The sequence below is a fragment of the Halopseudomonas maritima genome (genome assembly GCF_021545785.1).
GTDB lineage: Bacteria > Pseudomonadota > Gammaproteobacteria > Pseudomonadales > Pseudomonadaceae > Halopseudomonas > Halopseudomonas maritima.
Genome location: NZ_CP079801.1, coordinates 3,762,159 through 3,782,220, shown reverse-complemented (window position 1 = coordinate 3,782,220; position 20,062 = coordinate 3,762,159). Strand labels below are relative to the sequence as shown.

Annotated in this window: 18 protein-coding genes; 11 read left to right on the top strand and 7 right to left on the bottom strand. The window is 60.5% G+C overall.

All coding sequences use genetic code 11. From position 1 onward, the window contains the following. Positions 1–133: 133 nt before the first annotated feature. Positions 134–949, top strand: coding sequence for an exodeoxyribonuclease III (gene xthA, locus HV822_RS17475; RefSeq protein WP_238871532.1), 816 nt, complete (start codon positions 134–136; stop codon positions 947–949). A 58-nt stretch (positions 950–1,007) separates the two neighbouring features. Here xthA and clpA read toward each other — a convergent pair whose 3' ends face one another. Next, positions 1,008–3,275 carry an ATP-dependent Clp protease ATP-binding subunit ClpA gene (gene clpA / locus HV822_RS17470; RefSeq protein ID WP_238871531.1) on the bottom strand — a complete coding sequence of 756 codons (2,268 nt, stop codon included), beginning with the start codon at positions 3,273–3,275 and terminating at the stop codon, positions 1,008–1,010. Between the two features lie 33 nt (positions 3,276–3,308). Next, positions 3,309–3,671, bottom strand: coding sequence for an ATP-dependent Clp protease adapter ClpS (clpS, locus tag HV822_RS17465; RefSeq protein ID WP_238873647.1), 363 nt, complete (start codon positions 3,669–3,671; stop codon positions 3,309–3,311). A gap of 220 nt (positions 3,672–3,891) precedes the next feature. Between clpS and cspD the strand changes: the two genes are divergently transcribed. Beyond that, positions 3,892–4,158 (top strand): cold shock domain-containing protein CspD, encoded by a 267-nt coding sequence (gene cspD, locus HV822_RS17460; RefSeq protein ID WP_238871530.1) that lies wholly within the window; start codon positions 3,892–3,894, stop codon positions 4,156–4,158. A gap of 99 nt (positions 4,159–4,257) precedes the next feature. Here cspD and icd read toward each other — a convergent pair whose 3' ends face one another. Next, positions 4,258–5,514, bottom strand: a complete 1,257-nt coding sequence (gene icd / locus HV822_RS17455; protein WP_238871529.1) for an NADP-dependent isocitrate dehydrogenase — start codon at positions 5,512–5,514, stop codon at positions 4,258–4,260. Between the two features lie 331 nt (positions 5,515–5,845). Here icd and HV822_RS17450 point away from each other — a divergent pair, with 331 nt between their 5' ends. The 9 genes from HV822_RS17450 (at position 5,846) to HV822_RS17410 (ending at position 15,391) form a co-directional block, all read left to right on the top strand. Continuing rightward, positions 5,846–6,280, top strand: coding sequence for an NUDIX hydrolase (locus tag HV822_RS17450; RefSeq protein ID WP_238871528.1), 435 nt, complete (start codon positions 5,846–5,848; stop codon positions 6,278–6,280). Between the two features lies 1 nt (position 6,281). Then, on the top strand, positions 6,282–7,406 hold the full coding sequence (gene mnmA, locus HV822_RS17445) for a tRNA 2-thiouridine(34) synthase MnmA (protein ID WP_238871527.1): 1,125 nt from the start codon (positions 6,282–6,284) through the stop codon (positions 7,404–7,406). Then, on the top strand, positions 7,403–8,023 hold the full coding sequence (gene hflD / locus HV822_RS17440; RefSeq protein ID WP_238871526.1) for a high frequency lysogenization protein HflD: 621 nt from the start codon (positions 7,403–7,405) through the stop codon (positions 8,021–8,023). Before mnmA ends, hflD begins: the two co-directional genes overlap by 4 nt. Further along, positions 8,016–8,906, top strand: coding sequence for a DMT family transporter (locus HV822_RS17435; RefSeq protein ID WP_238871525.1), 891 nt, complete (start codon positions 8,016–8,018; stop codon positions 8,904–8,906). Before hflD ends, HV822_RS17435 begins: the two co-directional genes overlap by 8 nt. Before the next feature lie 36 nt (positions 8,907–8,942). Then, positions 8,943–10,313, top strand: a complete 1,371-nt coding sequence (gene purB / locus HV822_RS17430) for an adenylosuccinate lyase (protein WP_238871524.1) — start codon at positions 8,943–8,945, stop codon at positions 10,311–10,313. A 76-nt stretch (positions 10,314–10,389) separates the two neighbouring features. Beyond that, the gene (locus HV822_RS17425; RefSeq protein WP_238871523.1) at positions 10,390–11,562 is read left to right on the top strand and encodes a ribosomal protein uL16 3-hydroxylase; all 1,173 of its coding nucleotides are present in this window, start codon (positions 10,390–10,392) and stop codon (positions 11,560–11,562) included. Beyond that, a complete protein-coding gene (locus tag HV822_RS18260; protein WP_396264942.1) occupies positions 11,555–12,559 on the top strand; it encodes a GNAT family N-acetyltransferase in 1,005 nt (334 codons plus the stop codon). Before HV822_RS17425 ends, HV822_RS18260 begins: the two co-directional genes overlap by 8 nt. Positions 12,560–12,567: 8 nt before the next feature. Beyond that, positions 12,568–13,377: a secretin N-terminal domain-containing protein gene (locus tag HV822_RS17415; protein WP_238871522.1), complete on the top strand. Its 810-nt coding sequence runs from the start codon at positions 12,568–12,570 to the stop codon at positions 13,375–13,377. Positions 13,378–13,795: 418 nt separating this feature from the next. Beyond that, a complete protein-coding gene (locus HV822_RS17410; RefSeq protein ID WP_238871521.1) occupies positions 13,796–15,391 on the top strand; it encodes an isocitrate lyase in 1,596 nt (531 codons plus the stop codon). 75 nt (positions 15,392–15,466) lie between these two features. On the opposite strand, the gene HV822_RS18255 is transcribed toward HV822_RS17410, so the two are convergent. The 4 genes from HV822_RS18255 to HV822_RS17395 all read right to left on the bottom strand — a co-directional run bounded on the left by HV822_RS18255 (position 15,467) and on the right by HV822_RS17395 (position 20,055). Continuing rightward, positions 15,467–15,598, bottom strand: a complete 132-nt coding sequence (locus tag HV822_RS18255; RefSeq protein WP_396264941.1) for a transposase — start codon at positions 15,596–15,598, stop codon at positions 15,467–15,469. Positions 15,599–15,699: 101 nt separating this feature from the next. Further along, complete coding sequence (locus tag HV822_RS17405; protein WP_238871520.1) at positions 15,700–16,578, bottom strand: phytanoyl-CoA dioxygenase family protein; 879 nt, start codon at positions 16,576–16,578, stop codon at positions 15,700–15,702. A 110-nt stretch (positions 16,579–16,688) separates the two neighbouring features. After that, positions 16,689–17,660: a WD40/YVTN/BNR-like repeat-containing protein gene (locus HV822_RS17400; RefSeq protein ID WP_238871519.1), complete on the bottom strand. Its 972-nt coding sequence runs from the start codon at positions 17,658–17,660 to the stop codon at positions 16,689–16,691. A 10-nt stretch (positions 17,661–17,670) separates the two neighbouring features. Next, the gene (locus HV822_RS17395; RefSeq protein ID WP_238873646.1) at positions 17,671–20,055 is read right to left on the bottom strand and encodes an efflux RND transporter permease subunit; all 2,385 of its coding nucleotides are present in this window, start codon (positions 20,053–20,055) and stop codon (positions 17,671–17,673) included. Positions 20,056–20,062: the final 7 nt, after the last annotated feature.

Below are 20,062 nucleotides of genomic sequence, written 5' to 3'. Positions count from 1 at the left end.
GCACGATAAGGCCTTAACCGCCGTGCTCAAACGCCCGCTTTTGGGCTACCCTAGCACTCGAAAACTGCGAATAGGCCGATCCGCTGCGCCGCCCCTGTACGGAGGCGTTTCATTCCCTGACACGGACACATAAATGAAGATTGTATCCTTCAACATCAACGGCTTGCGGGCCAGACCTCACCAACTGAAAGAGCTTGTCGAGCGCCACGCCCCCGAGGTTATTGGCCTGCAGGAAACCAAGGTAGATGATCCGCAGTTTCCGCTGGCTGAGGTCGAAGCGCTTGGTTATCACGTTGCGTTCCACGGTCAAAAGGGACACTACGGCGTAGCCCTGCTAACCCGGGAGCAACCGCTTTGGGTACGCAAGGGCTTCCCCGGCGATACCGAGGACGCGCAACGCCGGATGATCAGTGCTGCCGTGCCCTGCGCCGACGGCGAACCGCTGATTGTCTTCAATGGTTACTTTCCCCAGGGCGAAAGCCGCGACCACCCGGTGAAGTTCCCTGCCAAGGAGAAGTTCTACGCTGACCTGCAAGCGCACCTGGAGGCTGACTTCACCCCTGATCAGCGCATTGCGATCATCGGCGACATGAACATCTCCGATACCGACGCCGATATCGGCATTGGGGCGGCTAACGCCAAACGCTGGCTGCGCACTGGCAAATGCAGTTTCCTGCCGGAGGAGCGCGCCTGGCTACAACGTCTGAAAGACTGGGGGCTGATCGACAGCTTCCGCCATCTTCACCCCGATACAGATGACCGCTTCAGCTGGTTTGATTACCGCAGCCGCGGCTTTGAGGACGACCCCAAGCGCGGCCTGCGTATCGACCTGATTTTGGCAAGCCGAGGACTGGCCGAGCGCTGCCTGGAAAGTGATGTCGACTATGACATCCGTAGCATGGAAAAGCCCTCAGACCACGCACCCATCTGGACCCGCTTCGATCTTTAGACACAAAAAACGGCGCGCCCCATCAAGGGCGCGCCGCTCAGTTTAGCGACAGGTGCAATCAAGCCATTTCCGCTTCCGGCACCTCGATTTCCAGCTCTCCGTCGCGCAGCGTTACATGCACGGTTCCGCCCTGCTCCGCCAACTCCCCAAACAGAATCTGCTCGGCCAGCGGCCGCTTGATCTTGTCCTGAATCAGCCGCGCCATCGGGCGGGCACCCATCATTGGGTCGTAGCCGTGCTCGGCCAACCAGTTGCGCGCTTCCTCGTCCACATCCAGCAGCACGTGCTTGTCTTCCAGCTGGGCCTGCAACTCGGTGAGGAATTTGTCGACCACAAACTTGATGCTCTCATGGGTCAGACGGCCAAACTGAATGATGGCATCCAGCCGGTTACGGAACTCAGGCGTAAAGGCCTTCTTGATGATCTCCATCCCATCAGTGCTGTGGTCCTGCTGAGTAAAGCCGATGGACGCACGCGACATGGTCTCGGCCCCCGCGTTAGTGGTCATTACGATGATCACATTACGGAAGTCCGCCTTACGGCCGTTGTTGTCAGTCAGCGTACCGTGATCCATCACCTGCAGCAGCAGGTTGAAGACTTCCGGGTGCGCCTTCTCGATTTCATCCAGCAGCAGCACGCAGTGCGGGCTCTTGGTCACCGCCTCGGTCAGCAAGCCGCCCTGATCGAAACCAACATAGCCCGGAGGTGCGCCAATCAGACGAGACACCGTATGCCGCTCCATGTACTCGGACATGTCAAAGCGCAGCAGCTCAACACCCAGGCTCTTGGCCAACTGCCGCGTGACCTCGGTCTTGCCCACACCGGTGGGGCCGGCGAACAGGAAGGAACCAACAGGCTTGTCGGCCGACTTGAGCCCAGCGCGCGACAGTTTGATCGCCGTTGACAGCGCCTCGATGGCACCGTCCTGACCGAAGACCACCAGCTTGAGGTCACGCTCCAGGTTCTTCAGCAGTTCCTTGTCGCTGGACGAGACGTGCTTTGGCGGGATGCGCGCAATCTTGGCGACAATGGCTTCCACCTCAGCAACATCAATGAATTCCGGGCGATTCTCCGGCAACTGCAACCGCTGATAAGCGCCCGCCTCATCAATCACATCAATCGCCTTGTCGGGCATGTGGCGGTCATTGATATACCGGCTGGCCAGCTCTGCCGCCACCTTGAGCGCTTCGTCGGTGTAACGGATACCATGGTGATCCTCAAAGCGGCTCTTCAACCCCTTGAGAATCTGAATGGTATCGCTGACTGACGGCTCGACCACGTCGACCTTCTGGAAGCGGCGGGCCAGCGCGCGGTCCTTCTCGAAAATACCGCGAAACTCCTGGAAGGTAGTGGAGCCAATGCAACGGATCTCGCCGGAAGACAGCAGCGGCTTTAGCAGGTTGGAGGCATCCATCACCCCGCCAGAAGCCGCACCCGCACCAATGATGGTGTGAATTTCATCGATAAATAGGATGGCGTGCGGACGTTTCTTCAGCGCCTTGAGTAGCGCCTTGAAGCGCTTCTCGAAGTCACCGCGGTACTTGGTGCCGGCCAGCAGCGCCCCCAGATCGAGCGAATACACCACTGCCTCGGACAGGGTGTCCGGCACCTCACCGTCAACAATGCGCTTGGCCAGCCCTTCGGCAATGGCGGTTTTACCCACGCCAGCCTCACCGACCAACAGCGGGTTGTTCTTACGCCGGCGCATAAGAATCTGCGCCACGCGCTCGACTTCAGATGCGCGCCCGACGAGCGGGTCAATCCGCCCCTTGCGCGCCTGCTCGTTCAAATTACTGGCGTAGGACTCCAAGGGGTTGCTGGCGGTCGCGCCTTCGGCACCCTCTTCTTCAACACTGTCTTGCTCATCGCTGAGCTGCTCGGCATCGCCCTGGACCTTGGAAATACCGTGGGAGATGAAATTGACGATATCGATACGCGCAATCTGCTGTTGCTTGAGAAAGAAAACCGCCTGGCTCTCCTGCTCACTAAAAATCGCGACCAGCACATTGGCGCCGCTGACCTCGCCCTTGCCCGAACTTTGGACATGGAATACTGCGCGCTGCAATACCCGTTGAAACCCCAACGTCGGTTGAGTCTCGCGCTCCTGATCCTGCTTGGGAATCAGCGGCGTGGTGGAGTCGATAAATTCAGTCAGCTCGCGACGCAGACGCTCCAGATCTGCCCCACAGGCGTTGAGCACATCCACCGCCGCCTGGTTATCCAGCAGTGCCAGCAACAGGTGTTCGACGGTCATGAACTCATGCCGCTTGTTGCGCGCTTCCTTGAATGCCAGATTCAGGGTGATTTCGAGATCTCTGTTGAGCATGTTGCCACCTCGTATGCGATGCAAATCGCCTTGTTACGCTTCCCGTTCAATCTGACACATCAACGGGTGCTGGCATTCCCTCGCGTAGTCATTCACTTCTGCTGCCTTGCTCTCGGCAATGTCACGGGTATAGATACCGCAAACCGCCCTGCCCTCAGTATGCACCTTCAGCATAATCTGTGTGGCGCTTTCCCGGTTGTGGGAAAAAAAACGCTCAAGTACCTCCACAACAAAGTCCATTGGGGTGTAGTCGTCATTGAGCATAATGACCTTATAGCGAGACGGCGGCTTGAGCTGGGGCTTGCTGGTCTCGACCGCCAGGCCGTGATCATCATCGTGCTCGGGCTCCACTGGTCCCTGCTGTAAGGTTAGTTGAAAATCCGTCATTGAAAACATCTGCTGTTTCACTGGTTGGGGGCCGTTCATCTGCACCGCTTATCGCAAAACTGCGCACTGGTACACAGGATTCCCGGGCCTGGCTTGACTTGCTCTGAATCGTTGTTGAAAGTGTAGAGGTGCGCGACTGACCAGTCACCATTTACATGCCCGGTGATATTCCGGTCAGCTATCAGCGCGGACACTCACATGAAGTGACAGGCTATCAGAGGGATGCAGTATGGAGAACGGTAAGGTCAAATGGTTCAACAATGCCAAAGGTTATGGATTCATCGTAGCCAACGGCCGGGACGAGGACCTCTTTGCGCATTATTCGGCCATCCAGATGGACGGTTATAAAACGCTCAAGGCCGGGCAGCCGGTTCAATTCGACATCATCCAAGGCCCCAAGGGCCTGCACGCCATCAATATCCAGTCTGCCAGCGAACACGCTAGCAAGAAAGAAGACGAAATTGAAGGCACCGCTGCCAGCTATGCACACCAATAGCCAGAGCGCGTAACAGCGTCATCAGATACAACAAAGCCGGCGATTGCCGGCTTTGTTGTATGCAGTGCCGAAGCGGGCTGCCTGGCAGCCCGCTTCACCTTACATCGCGCCGATGACGTCGTCGCCAAACTCGGAGCACTTACGCAGGGTCGCACCGTCCATCAGACGCTCAAAGTCATAAGTGACCGTCTTGTTCGCGATAGCGCCGTTAACACCCTTGATGATCAGGTCAGCCGCTTCAACCCAGCCCATGTGGCGGAGCATCATTTCAGCAGACAGGATCACAGAACCCGGGTTGACCTTGTCCTGGCCAGCGTACTTCGGCGCAGTACCGTGGGTCGCTTCGAACATGGCAACCGAGTCAGACAGGTTGGCGCCCGGAGCAATACCGATACCACCCACTTCAGCAGCCAGCGCGTCAGACAGGTAGTCACCGTTCAGGTTCAGGGTAGCGATTACGTCGTACTCTGCCGGACGCAGCAGGATTTGTTGCAGCATGGCGTCAGCAATGACGTCCTTGACTACAACGTTCTTGCCGGTGTTCGGGTTCTTGAACTGCATCCACGGACCACCGTCCAGCAGCTCAGCGCCAAATTCGTCACGCGCGACTTCGTAACCCCAATCCTTGAAGGCACCTTCGGTGAACTTCATGATGTTGCCCTTGTGCACCAGGGTCAGGGAGTCACGGTCGTTGTCGACAGTGTATTGCAGCGCTTGGCGTACCAGACGCTTGGTGCCTGCTTCAGAAACCGGCTTGATACCGATACCGCACATGTCGGTGAAACGGATCTTCTTGACGCCCATCTCTTCGGTCAGGAACTTGATGACCTTCTCGGCTTCCGGGGTGCCGGCTTTCCATTCAACACCGGCGTAGATGTCTTCGGAGTTCTCGCGGAAGATAACCATGTCGACGTCACCCGGCTTCTTGACCGGGCTCGGCACGCCTTCAAACCAGCGAACCGGACGCTGACAAACATACAGGTCCAGCTCCTGACGCAGCGCAACGTTGAGCGAGCGAATACCACCGCCTACCGGGGTGGTCAGCGGGCCCTTGATGGAAACAACATATTCCTTAACGGCATCCAGCGTTTCAGCCGGCAGCCAAGTGTCCTGATCGTAAACCTGGGTGGCTTTCTCACCGGCATAGACTTCCATCCAGGAAATCTTGCGCTTACCGGCGTAGGCCTTCTCAATCGCCGCGTCGACGACTTTGATCATGACCGGGGAAATGTCGTAACCGATTCCGTCGCCCTCGATGAAGGGAATGATCGGGTTATCGGGTACGTTCAGGGAAAGGTCGGCATTAACGGTAATTTTGTCGCCGCTGGCCGGCACCTGGATCTTTTGGTATCCCATCTTTGACTCCGTTTGTGTTGTCGTTGCACTGACAGCGACGCGGGCGGATAACCCTCGGCGCGCCATTGAATACGGATTTTCAGCGGCGTTATTGTTGTAGTTTTCCTACAGATTGTCACGCACTTTTGTCTACAACCTCGCCGCACCACTGCAGAACCCCCTATATGCCGGGGCATATCACGGGAGATTCATAAAAAATATGTAGTAACACTACAACCTGCACTACACCTGCAGCCATTCAGCATCCTAGCCGCTTTCCTCGGCTTTACCAAAGCCAGCTTCACCGCTCGGACGCTTTACGCTACCCTATTGCACCTGCCGAGGAGCCGCGATGCGCTTTTTACCCCACGTCACCGTCGCCACCATCGTCGAGCATCAGTCACGCTTTCTGATGGTCGAAGAAAAACGTGACGGACGTATTGTGCTAAATCAACCGGCCGGCCATCTCGAAGCCAATGAAACCCTGTTGCAGGCAGCCACCCGAGAAACGCTTGAGGAGACGGGTTGGCACGTCGAGCTCCAGGCGGTAATCGGCATCTATCTTTTCCAGGCCGCCAACGGTGAAACTTATCAGCGCGTGTGCTTTAGCGCCAAGCCTATCAGCCACGACGGCGAGCGGCCGCTGGACGAAGGTATTATCCGGGCCCGCTGGATGACACTGGACGAGATTGTCGACAATCAATCACACCTGCGCAGCTACCTGGTCGCCGATTGCATTCGGGATTACTTGAACAAACCGCATTATTCACTGGATCTTATTCGCTGACATGTCTATTCAGGCCAATACGCCCAACTCCGAAATCCGCGTCATCGTCGGTATGTCCGGCGGCGTCGACTCCTCTGTCTCTGCGGCCCTGCTGCTGGAACAGGGCTATCAGGTAGAAGGCCTGTTCATGAAGAACTGGGACGAGGACGACGGCACCGAGTACTGCACCGCGAAGGAAGATCTAGCGGACGCTCAGGCCGTTAGCGACCGGCTGGGTATCAAGCTGCACACGGCCAACTTTGCCGCTGAGTATTGGGATAACGTGTTTGAGCACTTCCTCGAAGAGTACAAAGCTGGCCGCACACCCAACCCGGACATCCTCTGTAACCGCGAGATCAAGTTCAAGGCGTTTCTCGACTATGCCCTGAGTCTGGGCGCAGACCTGATTGCCACCGGGCACTACGTGCGCCGCGGCGAGCGCGACGGCCAGACCCTGTTGTTGCGTGGTATCGACAACAACAAGGACCAGAGCTACTTCCTGCACGCCGTTGGCGCCGAGCAGATCGCGCGGACGCTGTTCCCGGTCGGCGAACTGGAAAAGCCGGAGGTACGCCGCATTGCCGAGCGCTATGAGTTGGCCACTGCCCGCAAGAAAGACTCCACCGGTATCTGCTTTATCGGTGAGCGCCGCTTCAGCGACTTTCTCAAACAGTACCTGCCAGCCCAGCCCGGCGATATAGAAACCACCGATGGCACCGTCATCGGCCGCCACGTTGGCCTGATGTATCACACCATCGGTCAACGCCAGGGCTTGGGTATCGGCGGCCTGCAAGGCGCCAGTGACGACCCTTGGTATGTGCTTAAAAAGGATCTGACGCGCAACGTGCTGGTCGTCGGTCAGGGCAACAACCACCCGTGGTTGTTCTCCGATGCCCTCACCTGCTCGTCGATTTACTGGGTCAATGAACTCGACGTCACCGAGCCCGTACGCCTAACCGCCAAGGTCCGCTACCGTCAGGCGGATCAAGCCTGCACGCTGGAAAAGACCACCAGCGGTTACCTGGTTCGTTTTGACGAGCCACAGCGCGCGGTAACGCCGGGGCAGTCTCTGGTGCTGTATCAAGGCGACGTGTGCCTGGGCGGCGGCGTGATTGAAACCGCCATTGCCAGCGAGGCTACCGCGTGAGCCAGCTTACCGATCAGGTCATCGCCCTGGGCGCCACCTTTGAAGCGGGCATACAGGTGGACCAACTGGCACGCAGCGGCAAGCTCAGCGAAGGGCCGACCAGCTGCCTGGTTGCGAGCATCCTCAACCGCTCACCCGACCGCGTACTGGACGTCTACGGCGGCAGCCACCATCAGATCCGCCGCGGCCTGCAGGCCCTTGAGGCCATGCTGGAGCGTGATACCGCCGCGTTGCAACGCGATGCTCTGCGCTACGTCATGAACCTGCTGACTCTGCAGCGCCAACTGGCCAAGCGCGACGACATGCTGCAGGTGCTGGGCCAACGCATCGCCCAGGCAGAACACCAGGTCGAGCATTTTGGCCTGCTGCACGACAACGTCATGGCCTCACTTGGCAGCACCTATCAGGACACCATCAGCACCCTGCGCCTGCGTATCCAGGTCCATGGCGACATGCGCTACCTGCAGCAGCCAGAGGTGGCCAATCGGGTACGCACGCTACTGCTGGCCGGCATCCGTTCCGCCACCCTGTGGCGACAGCTGGGTGGCCACCGCTGGCAGCTGCTGCTGCAGCGTCGCAAGCTGCTGGACGCCACCCGCGCGGTGCTGCGTGGTTGAGAGCGTCCGCCTCGACCAACCGCGCCGCGGCGCCCTGCTGCTGGCCCTGTCCGGGCTGCTGTTCGCCATCATGGGCGTACTCATTCGCGAGGTCTCGACCGGCGTCAACAACGAGACCGTCGTGTTTGCCCGCAACCTGATTGGCGTTTTCTACTTTCTGCCGCTGATGCTGATTCGTGGCTTTGCCCCGTTCCGCACCCAGCGCCTGGGCAGTCATTTTCTGCGCACCTTCTACGGCCTGGGCGCGATGTACTGCTTTTTCTACGCCATTGCCCATCTGCCACTGGCTGATGCCATGGTGTTTACCTACGCCGCACCGGTATTCACCCCGGTACTGGCCTGGTGGTGGCTGAAAGAGAGCCTGACCGGGCGCATGATGCTATCGGTCGCCATCGGCTTTGTTGGCGTCATTCTGGTCGCCAAGCCCACTGGCGCGCTGTTTGACCCGAAAGCACTTGCCGGTGTCGCCGCCAGCCTGCTGGCAGCCTGCGCCTTCGTATCGATTCGCGCCATGAGCGACAGTGAGCCGGCGACCCGCATCGTCTTCTACTTTGCGAGTTTCTCCACGCTGCTATCGGCCATTCCGCTGCTGTGGGCCTATCAGCCGCTGACCCTGCAACAACTCGGCCTGCTGACCGCGATCGGCATCGTGGCGACCACCAGCCAGCTGGTTATGTCGCGCGCCTACGCACTGGCGCCGCCAGGCAAAATCGGCCCGTTGAGCTATTTGGCGATTGTCTTCTCCGGCGCCTTCGCCTGGGTCTTGTGGGACGAGCTGCCGGGCTGGTCCTCCTGGCTGGGCGCCGGACTGATTTTTGCCGCCAGTCTGCTCAGCCTGTATCTGCCGGCAAAGCCGGGCAAAACGCCGCGCGCTGGTGTATGATTTGGCCCTTTTCCGCCAGCCCTTGACGAGAGAACTATGCAACTGACTTCCCTGACCGCCGTATCCCCGGTTGATGGCCGCTATGGCAGCAAAACCGCCGCCCTGCGCCCTATTTTCAGTGAATATGGCCTGATCCGCTTCCGCGTTCAGGTAGAGGTCCGCTGGCTGCAGTGTTTGGCCGCGCACCCGGGCATCAGCGAAGTTGCTCCGTTCTCCGACGCCGCCAATGCCATTCTCGACCGCCTGGCCGAGGACTTTGACCTGGCACACGCCGAGCGCATCAAGGAAATCGAGCGCACCACCAACCACGACGTCAAGGCCGTCGAGTATCTGCTCAAGGAGCAGGCCGAACAGCTCGACGAGCTCAAGCAGGTCAGCGAGTTCATCCACTTTGCCTGCACCTCCGAGGACATCAACAATCTGTCCCACGCGCTGATGCTGCGCAGCGGCCGCGATGAGGTGATTCTGCCGCTGATGCGCCAGGTGGCCGACGCCATCCGCGCGCTCGCCAAGCAGTACGCCAACGTGCCCATGCTCTCGCGCACCCACGGCCAACCGGCCTCCCCGACCACCCTCGGCAAGGAACTGGCCAACGTGGTTTATCGCCTGGAGCGTCAGATTGCGCAGGTCGAGAGCATTCCGCTGCTGGGCAAGATCAACGGCGCAGTCGGCAACTACAACGCCCACCTATCCGCTTACCCGGCGGTCGACTGGGAAGCCAACGCCAAACAGTTCATCGAGCAGACCCTGGGCCTGCAGTTCAACCCGTACACCACCCAAATCGAGCCGCACGACTACATCGCAGAGCTGTTCGATGCGGTCGCGCGCTTCAACACCATCCTGATCGACTTTGATCGCGACATCTGGGCCTATATCTCCCTCGGCTACTTCAAGCAGAAGACCGTTGCCGGCGAGATCGGCTCCTCGACCATGCCGCACAAGGTCAACCCGATCGACTTCGAAAACTCCGAAGGCAACCTGGGCATCGCCAACGCGATCATGCAGCACCTGGCCAGCAAGCTGCCGATCTCCCGCTGGCAGCGTGACCTGACCGACTCCACCGTGCTGCGCAATCTGGGCGTTGGTTTTGCCCACAGCGTCATCGCCTACGAGGCCTCACTCAAAGGCATTGGCAAGCTGGAGCTGAACGCCGCGCGCCTGGCCGAAGACCTGAACAACTGCTGGGAAGTACTGGCAGAGCCGATTCAGACCGTGATGCGTCGCTTTGGTGTGGCCAACCCCTACGAAAAGCTCAAGGAGCTGACGCGCGGCAAGGGCATCACCCCTGACGCACTGCTGGCCTTTGTTGACAGCCTGGAGATTCCGGATGACGCCAAGGCCGAACTCAAGGCCCTGACCCCGGCCAGCTATATTGGTAACGCAGTAGCCCAGGCCGAGCGTATCTGATCCGCGCCGGCCAACGCCGCCCCCTGCCCTACAGCGCCCGGATTTACCGGGCGCTGTCCATTCTGGAGCCAGAAAGATGACCATTGAATTCGACTCACTGTTTGGTGATATCGGTGTCGACCGCTTCCTCGCCGAGTACTGGCAGCGCAAGCCGCTGCTGATTCGTCAGGCCATTCCCGGATTCGAAAGCCCGATTGAGCCCAACGAGCTGGCGGGCCTGTCGCTGGAAGAAGAAGTCGAGTCGCGCATCATCCTAAAACAGGGTTCACACCCGTGGGAGCTGCGCCAGGGGCCGTTCCCGGACGACACCTACCAACAGCTTCCCGAGCGTGACTGGACGTTGCTAGTGCAGGCGGTCGACCAGTTTGTGCCCGAAGTCGCCGATCTGCTGGCGCAGTTCCGATTTCTGCCCAGCTGGCGCGTTGACGACATCATGATCAGCTACGCCACGCCCGGCGGCGGCGTAGGCCCGCACTATGACAACTACGACGTGTTTCTGCTGCAGGGCCACGGTAAGCGCCGCTGGCGCATCGGCCAGCAGTGCAGCGAAGACAGCCCGCTGCTGGACAACCCTGATCTGCGTATCCTGGCTGACTTCGACTGCCAGGATGAGTGGGTACTGGAGCCCGGCGACATGCTGTACATCCCGCCGGGCATCGCCCACGACGGCGTTGCCGAGACCGACTGCATGACCTACTCCATCGGTTTTCGCGCTCCCAGCCACGCCGAGATCCTGGTGCATTTCACCGACTATCTGGCTCACCACCTGGGTGACGATCAGCGTTACGGCGACGCCGGCCTCAACCGTCCGTCGGACCCTGCCGCCATTGATCCTGTCGCAATAGAACGCCTGCAACAAAGCGTCCTGCGCCTGGTCTCAGACAAAGAGGCACTGGCCATCTGGTTTGGCCGTCACATGACCGAAGCCAAGTATCCGGAGCTGGCGCAAGCCTACGCCGGCGAGCCAGAGCCGGTGGCAGACTTGCTCGAAGCGGGCATTGGTCTTGAAACCAACCCGGCGGTGCGACTGGCCTACTGGGAGGCGGCGGACGGCAGCTTGCGCCTGTTTGCCAATGGCGAGCACTGCGCCGTGGGTCCGGCTCTGCTGCCGCTGGTTCAGCTAATCTGCAACCAGCGCTATCTGCCAGCCGAGCTGCTGCTTGGCTGGATGCAGGAAGAAGACGCCCACCAACTGCTGGAACAACTGGTGGCCAAAGGCTTTTTGTTGATGGAGAGACAGGATGAATGATGTCTTTGTTACCACTGCCGACTGGCGCACAGGCAAAGCCCTGCGCGACATACGTCAGCGGGTATTCATTGACGAACAGCAGGTTCCCGAGGACCTGGAGTGGGACGCGCTGGACGAAACAGCCACCCACTTTCTCCTGTATCGAGCGGAGCAGCCGGTCGGCACCGGTCGCCTGCTCGGCGACGGCCACATAGGTCGTATCGCCATCCTGCCAGAGCATCGCGGCGCCGGGCTGGGCGATCAGCTGATGCGTGCCATCATCAATCACGCCCAAGCCCAGGGGATCGATGAGCTGTTGCTCAGCGCCCAGACCCACGCAATCCCCTTTTATCAGCGCCTGGGCTTCAGCGTTTGCTCTGAAGTCTACCTAGACGCCGGGATAGATCATCAAGACATGTGCTGGCAAGCCAGCGATCAGGCGCAGCCGCCGCTGGCAGACATCGAGTTTGTCTCGCCCGGGCGCTTCAGCATCCTCAATCCGGACACGGCGCCCGAGCAGCCGGCCCACTACCCCGAAGACGACCCGGCACTGACCCCGCTCAACGAGAATAACGCCCAGACGCTGCTCAGCGAGCTGATAGCAGACTGCCACCAACAACTGCTGGTCTTCGCCCCAGAGCAGGCCGCCTGGCTGTTTAAGCGTCGTGACTTCATCGGCGCCTGCGAAGCGCTGATTGCTCGCAACCCCAAGGCGCAGATACGCATTCTGCTGCAGAGCATTGAGCCTGAGTTTCTCTCCGGGCACACACCGCTGGCGCTGGCCCATCGCTTTCCCAGCCTGTGCCAGGTGAGACGTCAACACCCTGATCTACCGATCCAGCCCCATGTACAGGTCATCAGCGACGACCACGGATTTCTCATGCTACCCAAAGCACGTCAGCGCGACGGCTTCGTGCGGCGCGATAGCCCCGATCAGGCTAAACGCTGGAGCGATCGCTTTAACGAACTCTGGGCAAGCAGCCAAACCGACCCGGCACTAAGGAGGTTTCTACTGTGAAGTCAGGCATGCTCAAACTGCTGTGCTGGATGACACTCTCCATCGTCACCCTGATGGCCAATGCTGCGCCGACTACCGAGATTGTGCCGCTGGGCTACAACATGGCCGACAACATCATCCCCGCCATCCAGCCGATGCTGCAATCCAACGAGCGCGTCTCAGCCTACGGCAACCAGCTGCTGATACGCGCCGAACCGCAGCGCATTGAGGAGATCAAGGCGCTGGTCAGCCAACTGGACACCCAGCCTTCCCGTCTGATGATCAGTGTTGCCAACTCCGGCAGTAGCAGCGGCAGCAGCGGTGGTTACCGGGTTGATGGCAGTATCGACACCGGGCCAGCCGACATCATCATCGGCAATCCCGACAACCGCGGTAACAGCGCGCGCATCATCAATCGGCGCACTTACGGCAGCAATGACGGTGTTCGCCAGATCATGGCCAGCGAGGGCTACCCGGTGCTAATCCAGGGCGGGCAAAGCGTACCCATCACCACCAGAACCACCAACGTCTACGGCCAGGTCATTGAGCAAACCCAGTACCAGGACGTAACCCAGGGCTTTTACGCCACCGTCCAGCTAAGCGGCGACATGGCAACCATCACCCTCAGTGCCAACAACAACCGTCTGGACAACCGCCGCCAGGGCGTGATTGACGTACAGCAGGCCGACACCGTGGTCACCGCCCCGCTGGGCCAATGGGTGACCGTTGGCGGGCTGGACGATGCAAGCTCGGGGCGCGATAGCGACGTAGGACGTCGCATCAGCACCCAGCGCAGCAGCAGCGGCGCAATTCGCCTGAAAGTTGACCGCGTTGACTGATGCGTCACGTTCCGCACGTTGTAGTGCCAGCCAAAAAACACTACATACGGCATTGACTTATCCCAGGCGAAGTCCCATTATTGCCCACGCTCCCGCTAGCCAGAGGCCCTGAGGTCTCCGTAACGGTGCCAATACCAACGGCTCGTTATGTGTCTATACCGCTCATAAGGCAGATTGACGAGGTGGCGACTGGAACGAAAGTTGTCCTGAGGGACGGGGAAGCGATTTAAGCTGCACAGTTAACGCCGGCAAGCAAACGCCATTACCGATGGCTTAGCGCTCGCACGACTGTCTCCTCCTCTCCTTTTGACGCATCGCCAGTCTCCCCTTTTCATATCCTTCCGAGCAGTAACCGCAGCAGCGGAGCAATGGGTCGACAAATCGTGCTGAACCTAACGCCAACTGTGAAGGATTGACCATGTCAGCTTACCAAAATGAGATCAAGGCCGTTGCCGCTCTGAAAGAGAAAATGGGCAGCTCCTGGAGTGCCATCAACCCGGAATACGTAGCTCGTATGCGTGTTCAGAACCGCTTCAAGACCGGTCTGGAAGTCGCTCAGTACACCGCAGACATCATGCGCAAGGACATGGCTGAGTACGACGCCGACTCCTCTGTGTACACTCAGTCTCTGGGTTGCTGGCACGGCTTCATCGGTCAGCAGAAGCTGATCTCCATCAAGAAGCACCTGAAAACCACCAACAAGCGCTACCTGTACCTGTCCGGCTGGATGGTTGCTGCGCTGCGTTCCGACTTCGGTCCGCTGCCTGACCAATCCATGCACGAGAAGACTTCTGTTGCCGCTCTGATCGAAGAGCTGTACACCTTCCTGCGCCAGGCTGACGCTCGCGAACTGGACCTGCTGTTCACTGCTCTGGACGCTGCTCGCGAAGCTGGCGACGAAGCCAAGGCCGCTGACATCCAGAACCAGATCGACAACTACGAAACTCACGTTGTGCCGATCATCGCTGACATCGACGCTGGTTTCGGTAACGCTGAAGCGACCTACCTGCTGGCCAAGAAAATGATCGAAGCGGGTGCTTGCTGCATCCAGATCGAAAACCAGGTTTCCGACGAGAAGCAGTGCGGCCACCAAGACGGTAAAGTTACCGTTCCGCACGCTGACTTCCTGGCCAAGATCAACGCTGTTCGCTACGCATTCCTGGAACTGGGCATCGACAACGGCGTGATCGTTGCTCGTACCGACTCCCTGGGCGCTGGCCTGACCAAGCAGATCGCTGTTACCGCTGAGCCGGGTGACCTGGGCGACCTGTACAACAGCTTCCTGGATTGCGACGAAATCTCCGATGCTGAACTGGGCAACGGCGACGTTGTTATCAAGCGCGACGGCAAGCTGCTGCGTCCCAAGCGTCTGCCGTCCAACCTGTTCCAGTTCCGCAAGGGCACTGGTGAAGACCGCTGCGTACTGGACTGCATCACTTCCCTGCAGAACGGCGCAGACATGCTGTGGATCGAAACCGAGAAGCCGCACGTTGGCCAGATCAAAGGCATGGTTGACCGCGTACGCGAAGTCATCCCGAACGCCAAGCTGGTTTACAACAACAGCCCGTCCTTCAACTGGACTCTGAACTTCCGTCAGCAGGTATTCGATGCCTGGACTGAAGCTGGCAAAGACGTTTCTGCCTACGATCGTGCCAACCTGATGAGCGTTGACTACGACGAGTCCGAACTGGCTGCCGAAGCTGACGAGCGTATCCGCACCTTCCAACGCGATGGTTCGGCACACGCTGGCATCTTCCACCACCTGATCACTCTGCCGACTTACCACACTGCCGCACTGTCTACCGACAACCTGGCAAAAGGCTACTTCGCAGAGCAAGGCATGCTGGCTTACGTGAAAGGCGTTCAGCGCCAGGAACTGCGCCAGGGTATCGCCTGCGTCAAGCACCAGAACATGGCTGGCTCCGACATCGGCGACAACCATAAAGAGTACTTCGCTGGCGAAGCTGCTCTGAAGGCAAGCGGTAAAGACAACACCATGAACCAGTTCGGCTAATAGCCTGCTGATTCCGAGCCTCCGGGCTCAGGTGTAGAGAAGGGGCTGCCAACCGGCAGCCCCTTTTTTTATTCTTCATAAAACTCCGGGATAGCTGCGCTTGATTCTCATACAGAGGAACTCGTTATTCCGGTAACCGTAGGCCATGCGTTTTATTGCCTTGATCCGGTTGTTGAACCCTCCCAGTTGGCCATGTGCCTGTGCCAACGCAAACCCGCATCCCCTCCCCCTCTGTAAGCCTGAACAGAACGGGTGCGGCGCGCCTGCGGGGACACCTGTCGAACAGACTAGCCAGTGGCGTCAGCCTCTCAGCCAAGCTGCCCCGGCTCGCGAAAATCGGCGCGCTGCAGCAGCGTGTGCGGGTCTACAAACTGGCCATTGAGCTCCACCCAACCCATGAACGTCGCGCTGCAGGACCAGCCAAGCAGGCGCTGCAGCTCCTCCGGAAACTGTCGCACCCGCTCCAGCGGCAGAGACAGAAAGTGGTTTTCTTCCTGCCGCAGAATGGCCAGATCATAGGCCATGGTCAGGCCAGTGCGCGGCGTACTGGTACGGTTCTCGCCACCGCCGTGATAGGTCGAGCCGACCCACAGCAACGCGTCACCCGGCTCCATCTCGGCCTGCACCGACTCCGCCTCAGTGGGCATGCGCTCGTCATCCCAGCGATGGCTGCCGGGAATCACATGGGTAGCCCCGTTCTCGCGGCTGAACGCCGACAACGCCACCATGATCTGCAGGCGCGCCTCGCGGCCATAGTGAGGGTGCCGCCAGAGCCAGACGCTATCATCCCGGTGCAACGGCTGCTTTCCCTGACCCGGGCGGATCTGAATCGCCTGGGTGACGCCAACCTGAATATCCGGCGCGATCTCGTGTCGCACCTCGCCACTCCAGCCGTTGATCGGCGTCTGCAGAAGGGCTCTGGCACTCTGCAGAAACAGCGGGTTCAGCGCCAGATCCACCATGTATTTGCTGCGTGCAAACAAGCGCGACAGCCGCCCGGTCTGGGCGCCCGCAAAGTAGGCGTCTTCGCCACCGGGTGTGCCTTCCAGCCGCGGCAGCAGATCCTGACGCAGGCCGCGCAGGATGCGTGGTTTCAGAAACCCGCGAATGATGACGCCACCATCCTCACGGATGACCTCCACGATCTCGTCAATCGACGCAGTGTTAGGCAAATAACGCAAACTCATGATTGCTCCTGGAGCGTTGGGTGATTGCTGATCAGGCGCCGTTTCGGCGCAGCGCCCGGGGCGCGAGCGCAGACGCAGGCGCAGATAACCGCCAAAGTGACCACGTCCGGTCATGGCACGCTGGCCGCCGTGCTGATCTCACTGCGCGGCAGCACACCGCGACGAGAGAACAGCAACAGACCAGCCCCGTCGGCCTGCAGCGCTGTCAAGCCGATGCCATCGGCGCGCGTATCGAGCTGGAAGCTGCGCCCGCCATCCAGACTGCGTGCCAGCAGGCCATCAAGCCCGATGACGTCCACCCGGTTGCCGCGCACCGCAATCCCGGTGATTGAGCTTTTGCTGCCCAGCTCAACGGTTTGCCACGCCTGCCCATCGGCACTGCCACGCATCAGGGTGCCGCGCTGGCCACCAACCAGCAGGCGACCGTCTGCCAACACCGCACCGGTCCAGAAACTGCCGCTGTAGCCGGTATCGAGATAGCGCCAGGTCAACCCGCGGTCAGCTGAACGCAACACCTTGCCGCTCTCGGCAGCGGCGTAGAGACGCCCCTGCGCGTCGGTAAACAGGCTCATCAAGTTGAGGTCGGCACGTCTGGCACCCGGTGGCGGCGGCAGGCTCTGTTCCTGCCAGCTGCGGCCGCCATCGCGGGTAATCAGCACCTGCGACCAGAGGCCCACGGCTACGCCGTCGCGCTGATCGAAGAAGTGCACGGCAAACAGCGGGCGATCGTCATGCGGCGTGAGCCGCTGGATCCGCCAGTTCTCACCGCCGTCTTCACTGAGCAGAATGCTGCCCCAGTGGCCGACCGCCCAGCCGGTCTGGGCGTTGATGAAGCTGACCGCGGTCAGCGGGCTGGACAGCGGCACCGCCCCTGCCTGCCGGAAGCCCGCGCCATTGTCATCGGACAGCAGCACGACGCCGTGATCCCCCACCGCCACAATGCGCTCACCGGCGCGGGTGGCTGCCAGCATGGTTGCCTCGCTGGCGATCTTGCTGGGCACCGCCGGGACCGGCTCCAGCGCGCCGGCAGCGAACGGCGTGAGTGCCAGCGCCGCCGCCAGCAACAGAGGTATCGGATTCATCCAAAGCTCCTTAGTGCAGCAGCGCATCACTGACCCGCAGCGGCGTGCGCCGCGGCGCAATGCGCTCCAGCAGCACGGCAAACGCGGGCAGCACCGTCATCGCCATGACCATGTTGACGATGAACATGAAGGCCAGCAGCAGCCCCATGTCCGCCTGAAATTGCAGTTCGGAAAACGCCCAGGTGGCGACGCCGATGGCCAGCGTGATGGCGGTAAAGATGGTTGCCACACCCACCTCCAGCAGAGCGTGCTCCGCCGCCTTGACGATCGGCTGGCCGTGACTCAGGTGCAGCTGCAGACGGTTGTAGATGTAGAACGCGTAATCCACGCCAATCCCCACCGCCAGCACCATCACCGGCAGGGTGGCGATGGTCAGACCGATCTGCAGCTCCTTCATGAACCAGTAACCGATGAAGGTACCGATGGTCAGCGGCAGGCAGCAGATCAGTACCGCCCGCCAGTCGCGATAAACCAAAAACACCAGCAGCGCGATGGCCGCGTAGACATACAGCAGCATCGGCAACTCGCTCTTCTCGACCTCCTCATTGACCGCCGCCAGCACCCCGGCGTTACCCGAGGCCAGACGCAGCCGAATGCCCGCTGCCGCGTGCTCGGCGCGGAACGCCTTGACCGCCTCGATCACCGTACTGATGGTCGCTGCCTTGTGGTCAGCGAGGAACAGGTGCGTGGCTGTCATGCTGCAATCGGCGCGCATCAGACCCGGCGTGCGCGCCACTTCAGTGGCCAGCGCCGAATAGTTGAGCGGGTCCACCGGCACCACGCTCATCTTCGGGTTGCCTTCGTTGTAGCCCTCGTTGTACTGCCGCATGGCGGTCGAGAACGACTGCACCGAGAGCACGCCCGGCACGCCCTGCATGGCCCAGACAAAGCGATCCTGATATTGCCCCAGCGCGACCTGTTCACAGCCGCCTGCTTCCTGCTCAAATACCACGCTCAACCAATCGAGTCCGATGTCGTAGCCGCTGGCGATGGCGAGCGCGTCCTGATTGAAGCGCGCCTCGCTGCGCAGCTCCGGCGCACCCGCCTGCAGCGAGCCAACCACCCGGCCGTGGCTCTGCCAGACCGCCACCCCCAGCAGCAGCGCGGCGGCAGTCAGCACCCAGCGTGCACGCGACCATTGCGCCAACCCGGCAACGCCGCGCAGCCAGTTGGCGCGCTGCTGGCGTGACCGCTCGGCAATCTGCGCGTAGTCCGCGCCCAGGGTCAGCATGGACGCCACCAGCGGCAGCATCAGCAGATTGGTGATGATCTTGTAGCCAACCCCCAGCGACGCGGTGATCGCCAGCTCACGCACCATCGGAATCGGGATCAGCCACAGGGTGATGAACGAAACAAAGGCGGTAACCAGTGCCAACACGCCCGGTATCAGCAACCCGCTGAAACTCGCCCGGGCGGCGTCGTGGGTGCTCTTGCCCAACGCAATCTCGCGCACGATGAAGTTGATCTGCTGAACGCCGTGGGAGACGCCGATCGCAAACACCAGAAACGGCACCAGCACGGCCAGCGGATCAAGGCCGAAACCCAGCAAGCGCAGCGAGCCAAACTGCCAGATCAACGACGCCAGCGAGCAACCCAGCGCCAGCAACGTCAGGCGAATCGAGTGGCAGTACCAGTAGACCGCCAGACCGGTCAGCAACAATGCCAGCAGACAGAACTCCAGCACGCTGACCGCGCCTTCGGCAATGTCGCCAACCTGCTTGGCGAAGCCGATGATCTGGATCTCGAACGCCGCATCCTCGAAGCGCTGCCGCAACTCGGACTCCAGCAGCCGGTTGAAGGCCATGTAATCCAGCCGCTTGCCGTCGGCGTCAAACTCCTTGAGCTCGGCACTGACCATCGCGCTGCGCTGATCACGCGAGACCAGCGTGCCGACAAAACCGCCCTGCGCCGTGGAGTGGGCAATTGCAGCGATCTCCTCGGCTCCGAGGTGCTCCGGCGTGACCGTGCCCGGTACCAGCGGATCGGCGCGAAAACCCTCTTCGGTGATCTCGTTGACGAAGGCGTTGGGCGTCCACAGCGACAGCACGCTGGCACGCTGCACGAACGGCAGATAGGTCACTGTCTGGGTCACGTCATACAGCCGCCGCAACCCGTCGCTGCTCCAGATCTCGCCATCACGGGCGCGCACCACCACAATCAGGCGATTGGCGCCGAGCAGATCGTCGCGGTAGGTCGAGAAGGTGTCGATGTACTCGTGGCCGATCGGCAACTGCTTCTCAAACCCGGCGTCCATCCGCAGCTGCAGGGCAAACCAGCCCATCACCAGGGTGAACAGCGCCAGCAGCCAGAGTACCGCCTTGCGGTACTCGAACAGCCGGCACTCCAGGCGCGACAGCAGGCCGCGCGGCGTCTTGGATTGCGCTTCAGTCGGCATCATCTGA

Excerpts from the sequence above, each read along its gene's own strand:
- xthA (WP_238871532.1), top strand. The coding sequence starts at position 134 with ATGAAGATTGTATCCTTCAACATCAACGGCTTGCGGGCCAGACCTCAC.
- clpA (WP_238871531.1), bottom strand. The coding sequence starts at position 3,275 with ATGCTCAACAGAGATCTCGAAATCACCCTGAATCTGGCATTCAAGGAA.
- clpS (WP_238873647.1), bottom strand. The coding sequence starts at position 3,671 with ATGTTTTCAATGACGGATTTTCAACTAACCTTACAGCAGGGACCAGTG.
- cspD (WP_238871530.1), top strand. The coding sequence starts at position 3,892 with ATGGAGAACGGTAAGGTCAAATGGTTCAACAATGCCAAAGGTTATGGA.
- icd (WP_238871529.1), bottom strand. The coding sequence starts at position 5,514 with ATGGGATACCAAAAGATCCAGGTGCCGGCCAGCGGCGACAAAATTACC.
- HV822_RS17450 (WP_238871528.1), top strand. The coding sequence starts at position 5,846 with ATGCGCTTTTTACCCCACGTCACCGTCGCCACCATCGTCGAGCATCAG.
- mnmA (WP_238871527.1), top strand. The coding sequence starts at position 6,282 with ATGTCTATTCAGGCCAATACGCCCAACTCCGAAATCCGCGTCATCGTC.
- purB (WP_238871524.1), top strand. The coding sequence starts at position 8,943 with ATGCAACTGACTTCCCTGACCGCCGTATCCCCGGTTGATGGCCGCTAT.
- HV822_RS17425 (WP_238871523.1), top strand. The coding sequence starts at position 10,390 with ATGACCATTGAATTCGACTCACTGTTTGGTGATATCGGTGTCGACCGC.
- HV822_RS18260 (WP_396264942.1), top strand. The coding sequence starts at position 11,555 with ATGAATGATGTCTTTGTTACCACTGCCGACTGGCGCACAGGCAAAGCC.
- HV822_RS17415 (WP_238871522.1), top strand. The coding sequence starts at position 12,568 with ATGCTCAAACTGCTGTGCTGGATGACACTCTCCATCGTCACCCTGATG.
- HV822_RS17410 (WP_238871521.1), top strand. The coding sequence starts at position 13,796 with ATGTCAGCTTACCAAAATGAGATCAAGGCCGTTGCCGCTCTGAAAGAG.
- HV822_RS17405 (WP_238871520.1), bottom strand. The coding sequence starts at position 16,578 with ATGAGTTTGCGTTATTTGCCTAACACTGCGTCGATTGACGAGATCGTG.
- HV822_RS17400 (WP_238871519.1), bottom strand. The coding sequence starts at position 17,660 with ATGAATCCGATACCTCTGTTGCTGGCGGCGGCGCTGGCACTCACGCCG.
- HV822_RS17395 (WP_238873646.1), bottom strand. The coding sequence starts at position 20,055 with ATGCCGACTGAAGCGCAATCCAAGACGCCGCGCGGCCTGCTGTCGCGC.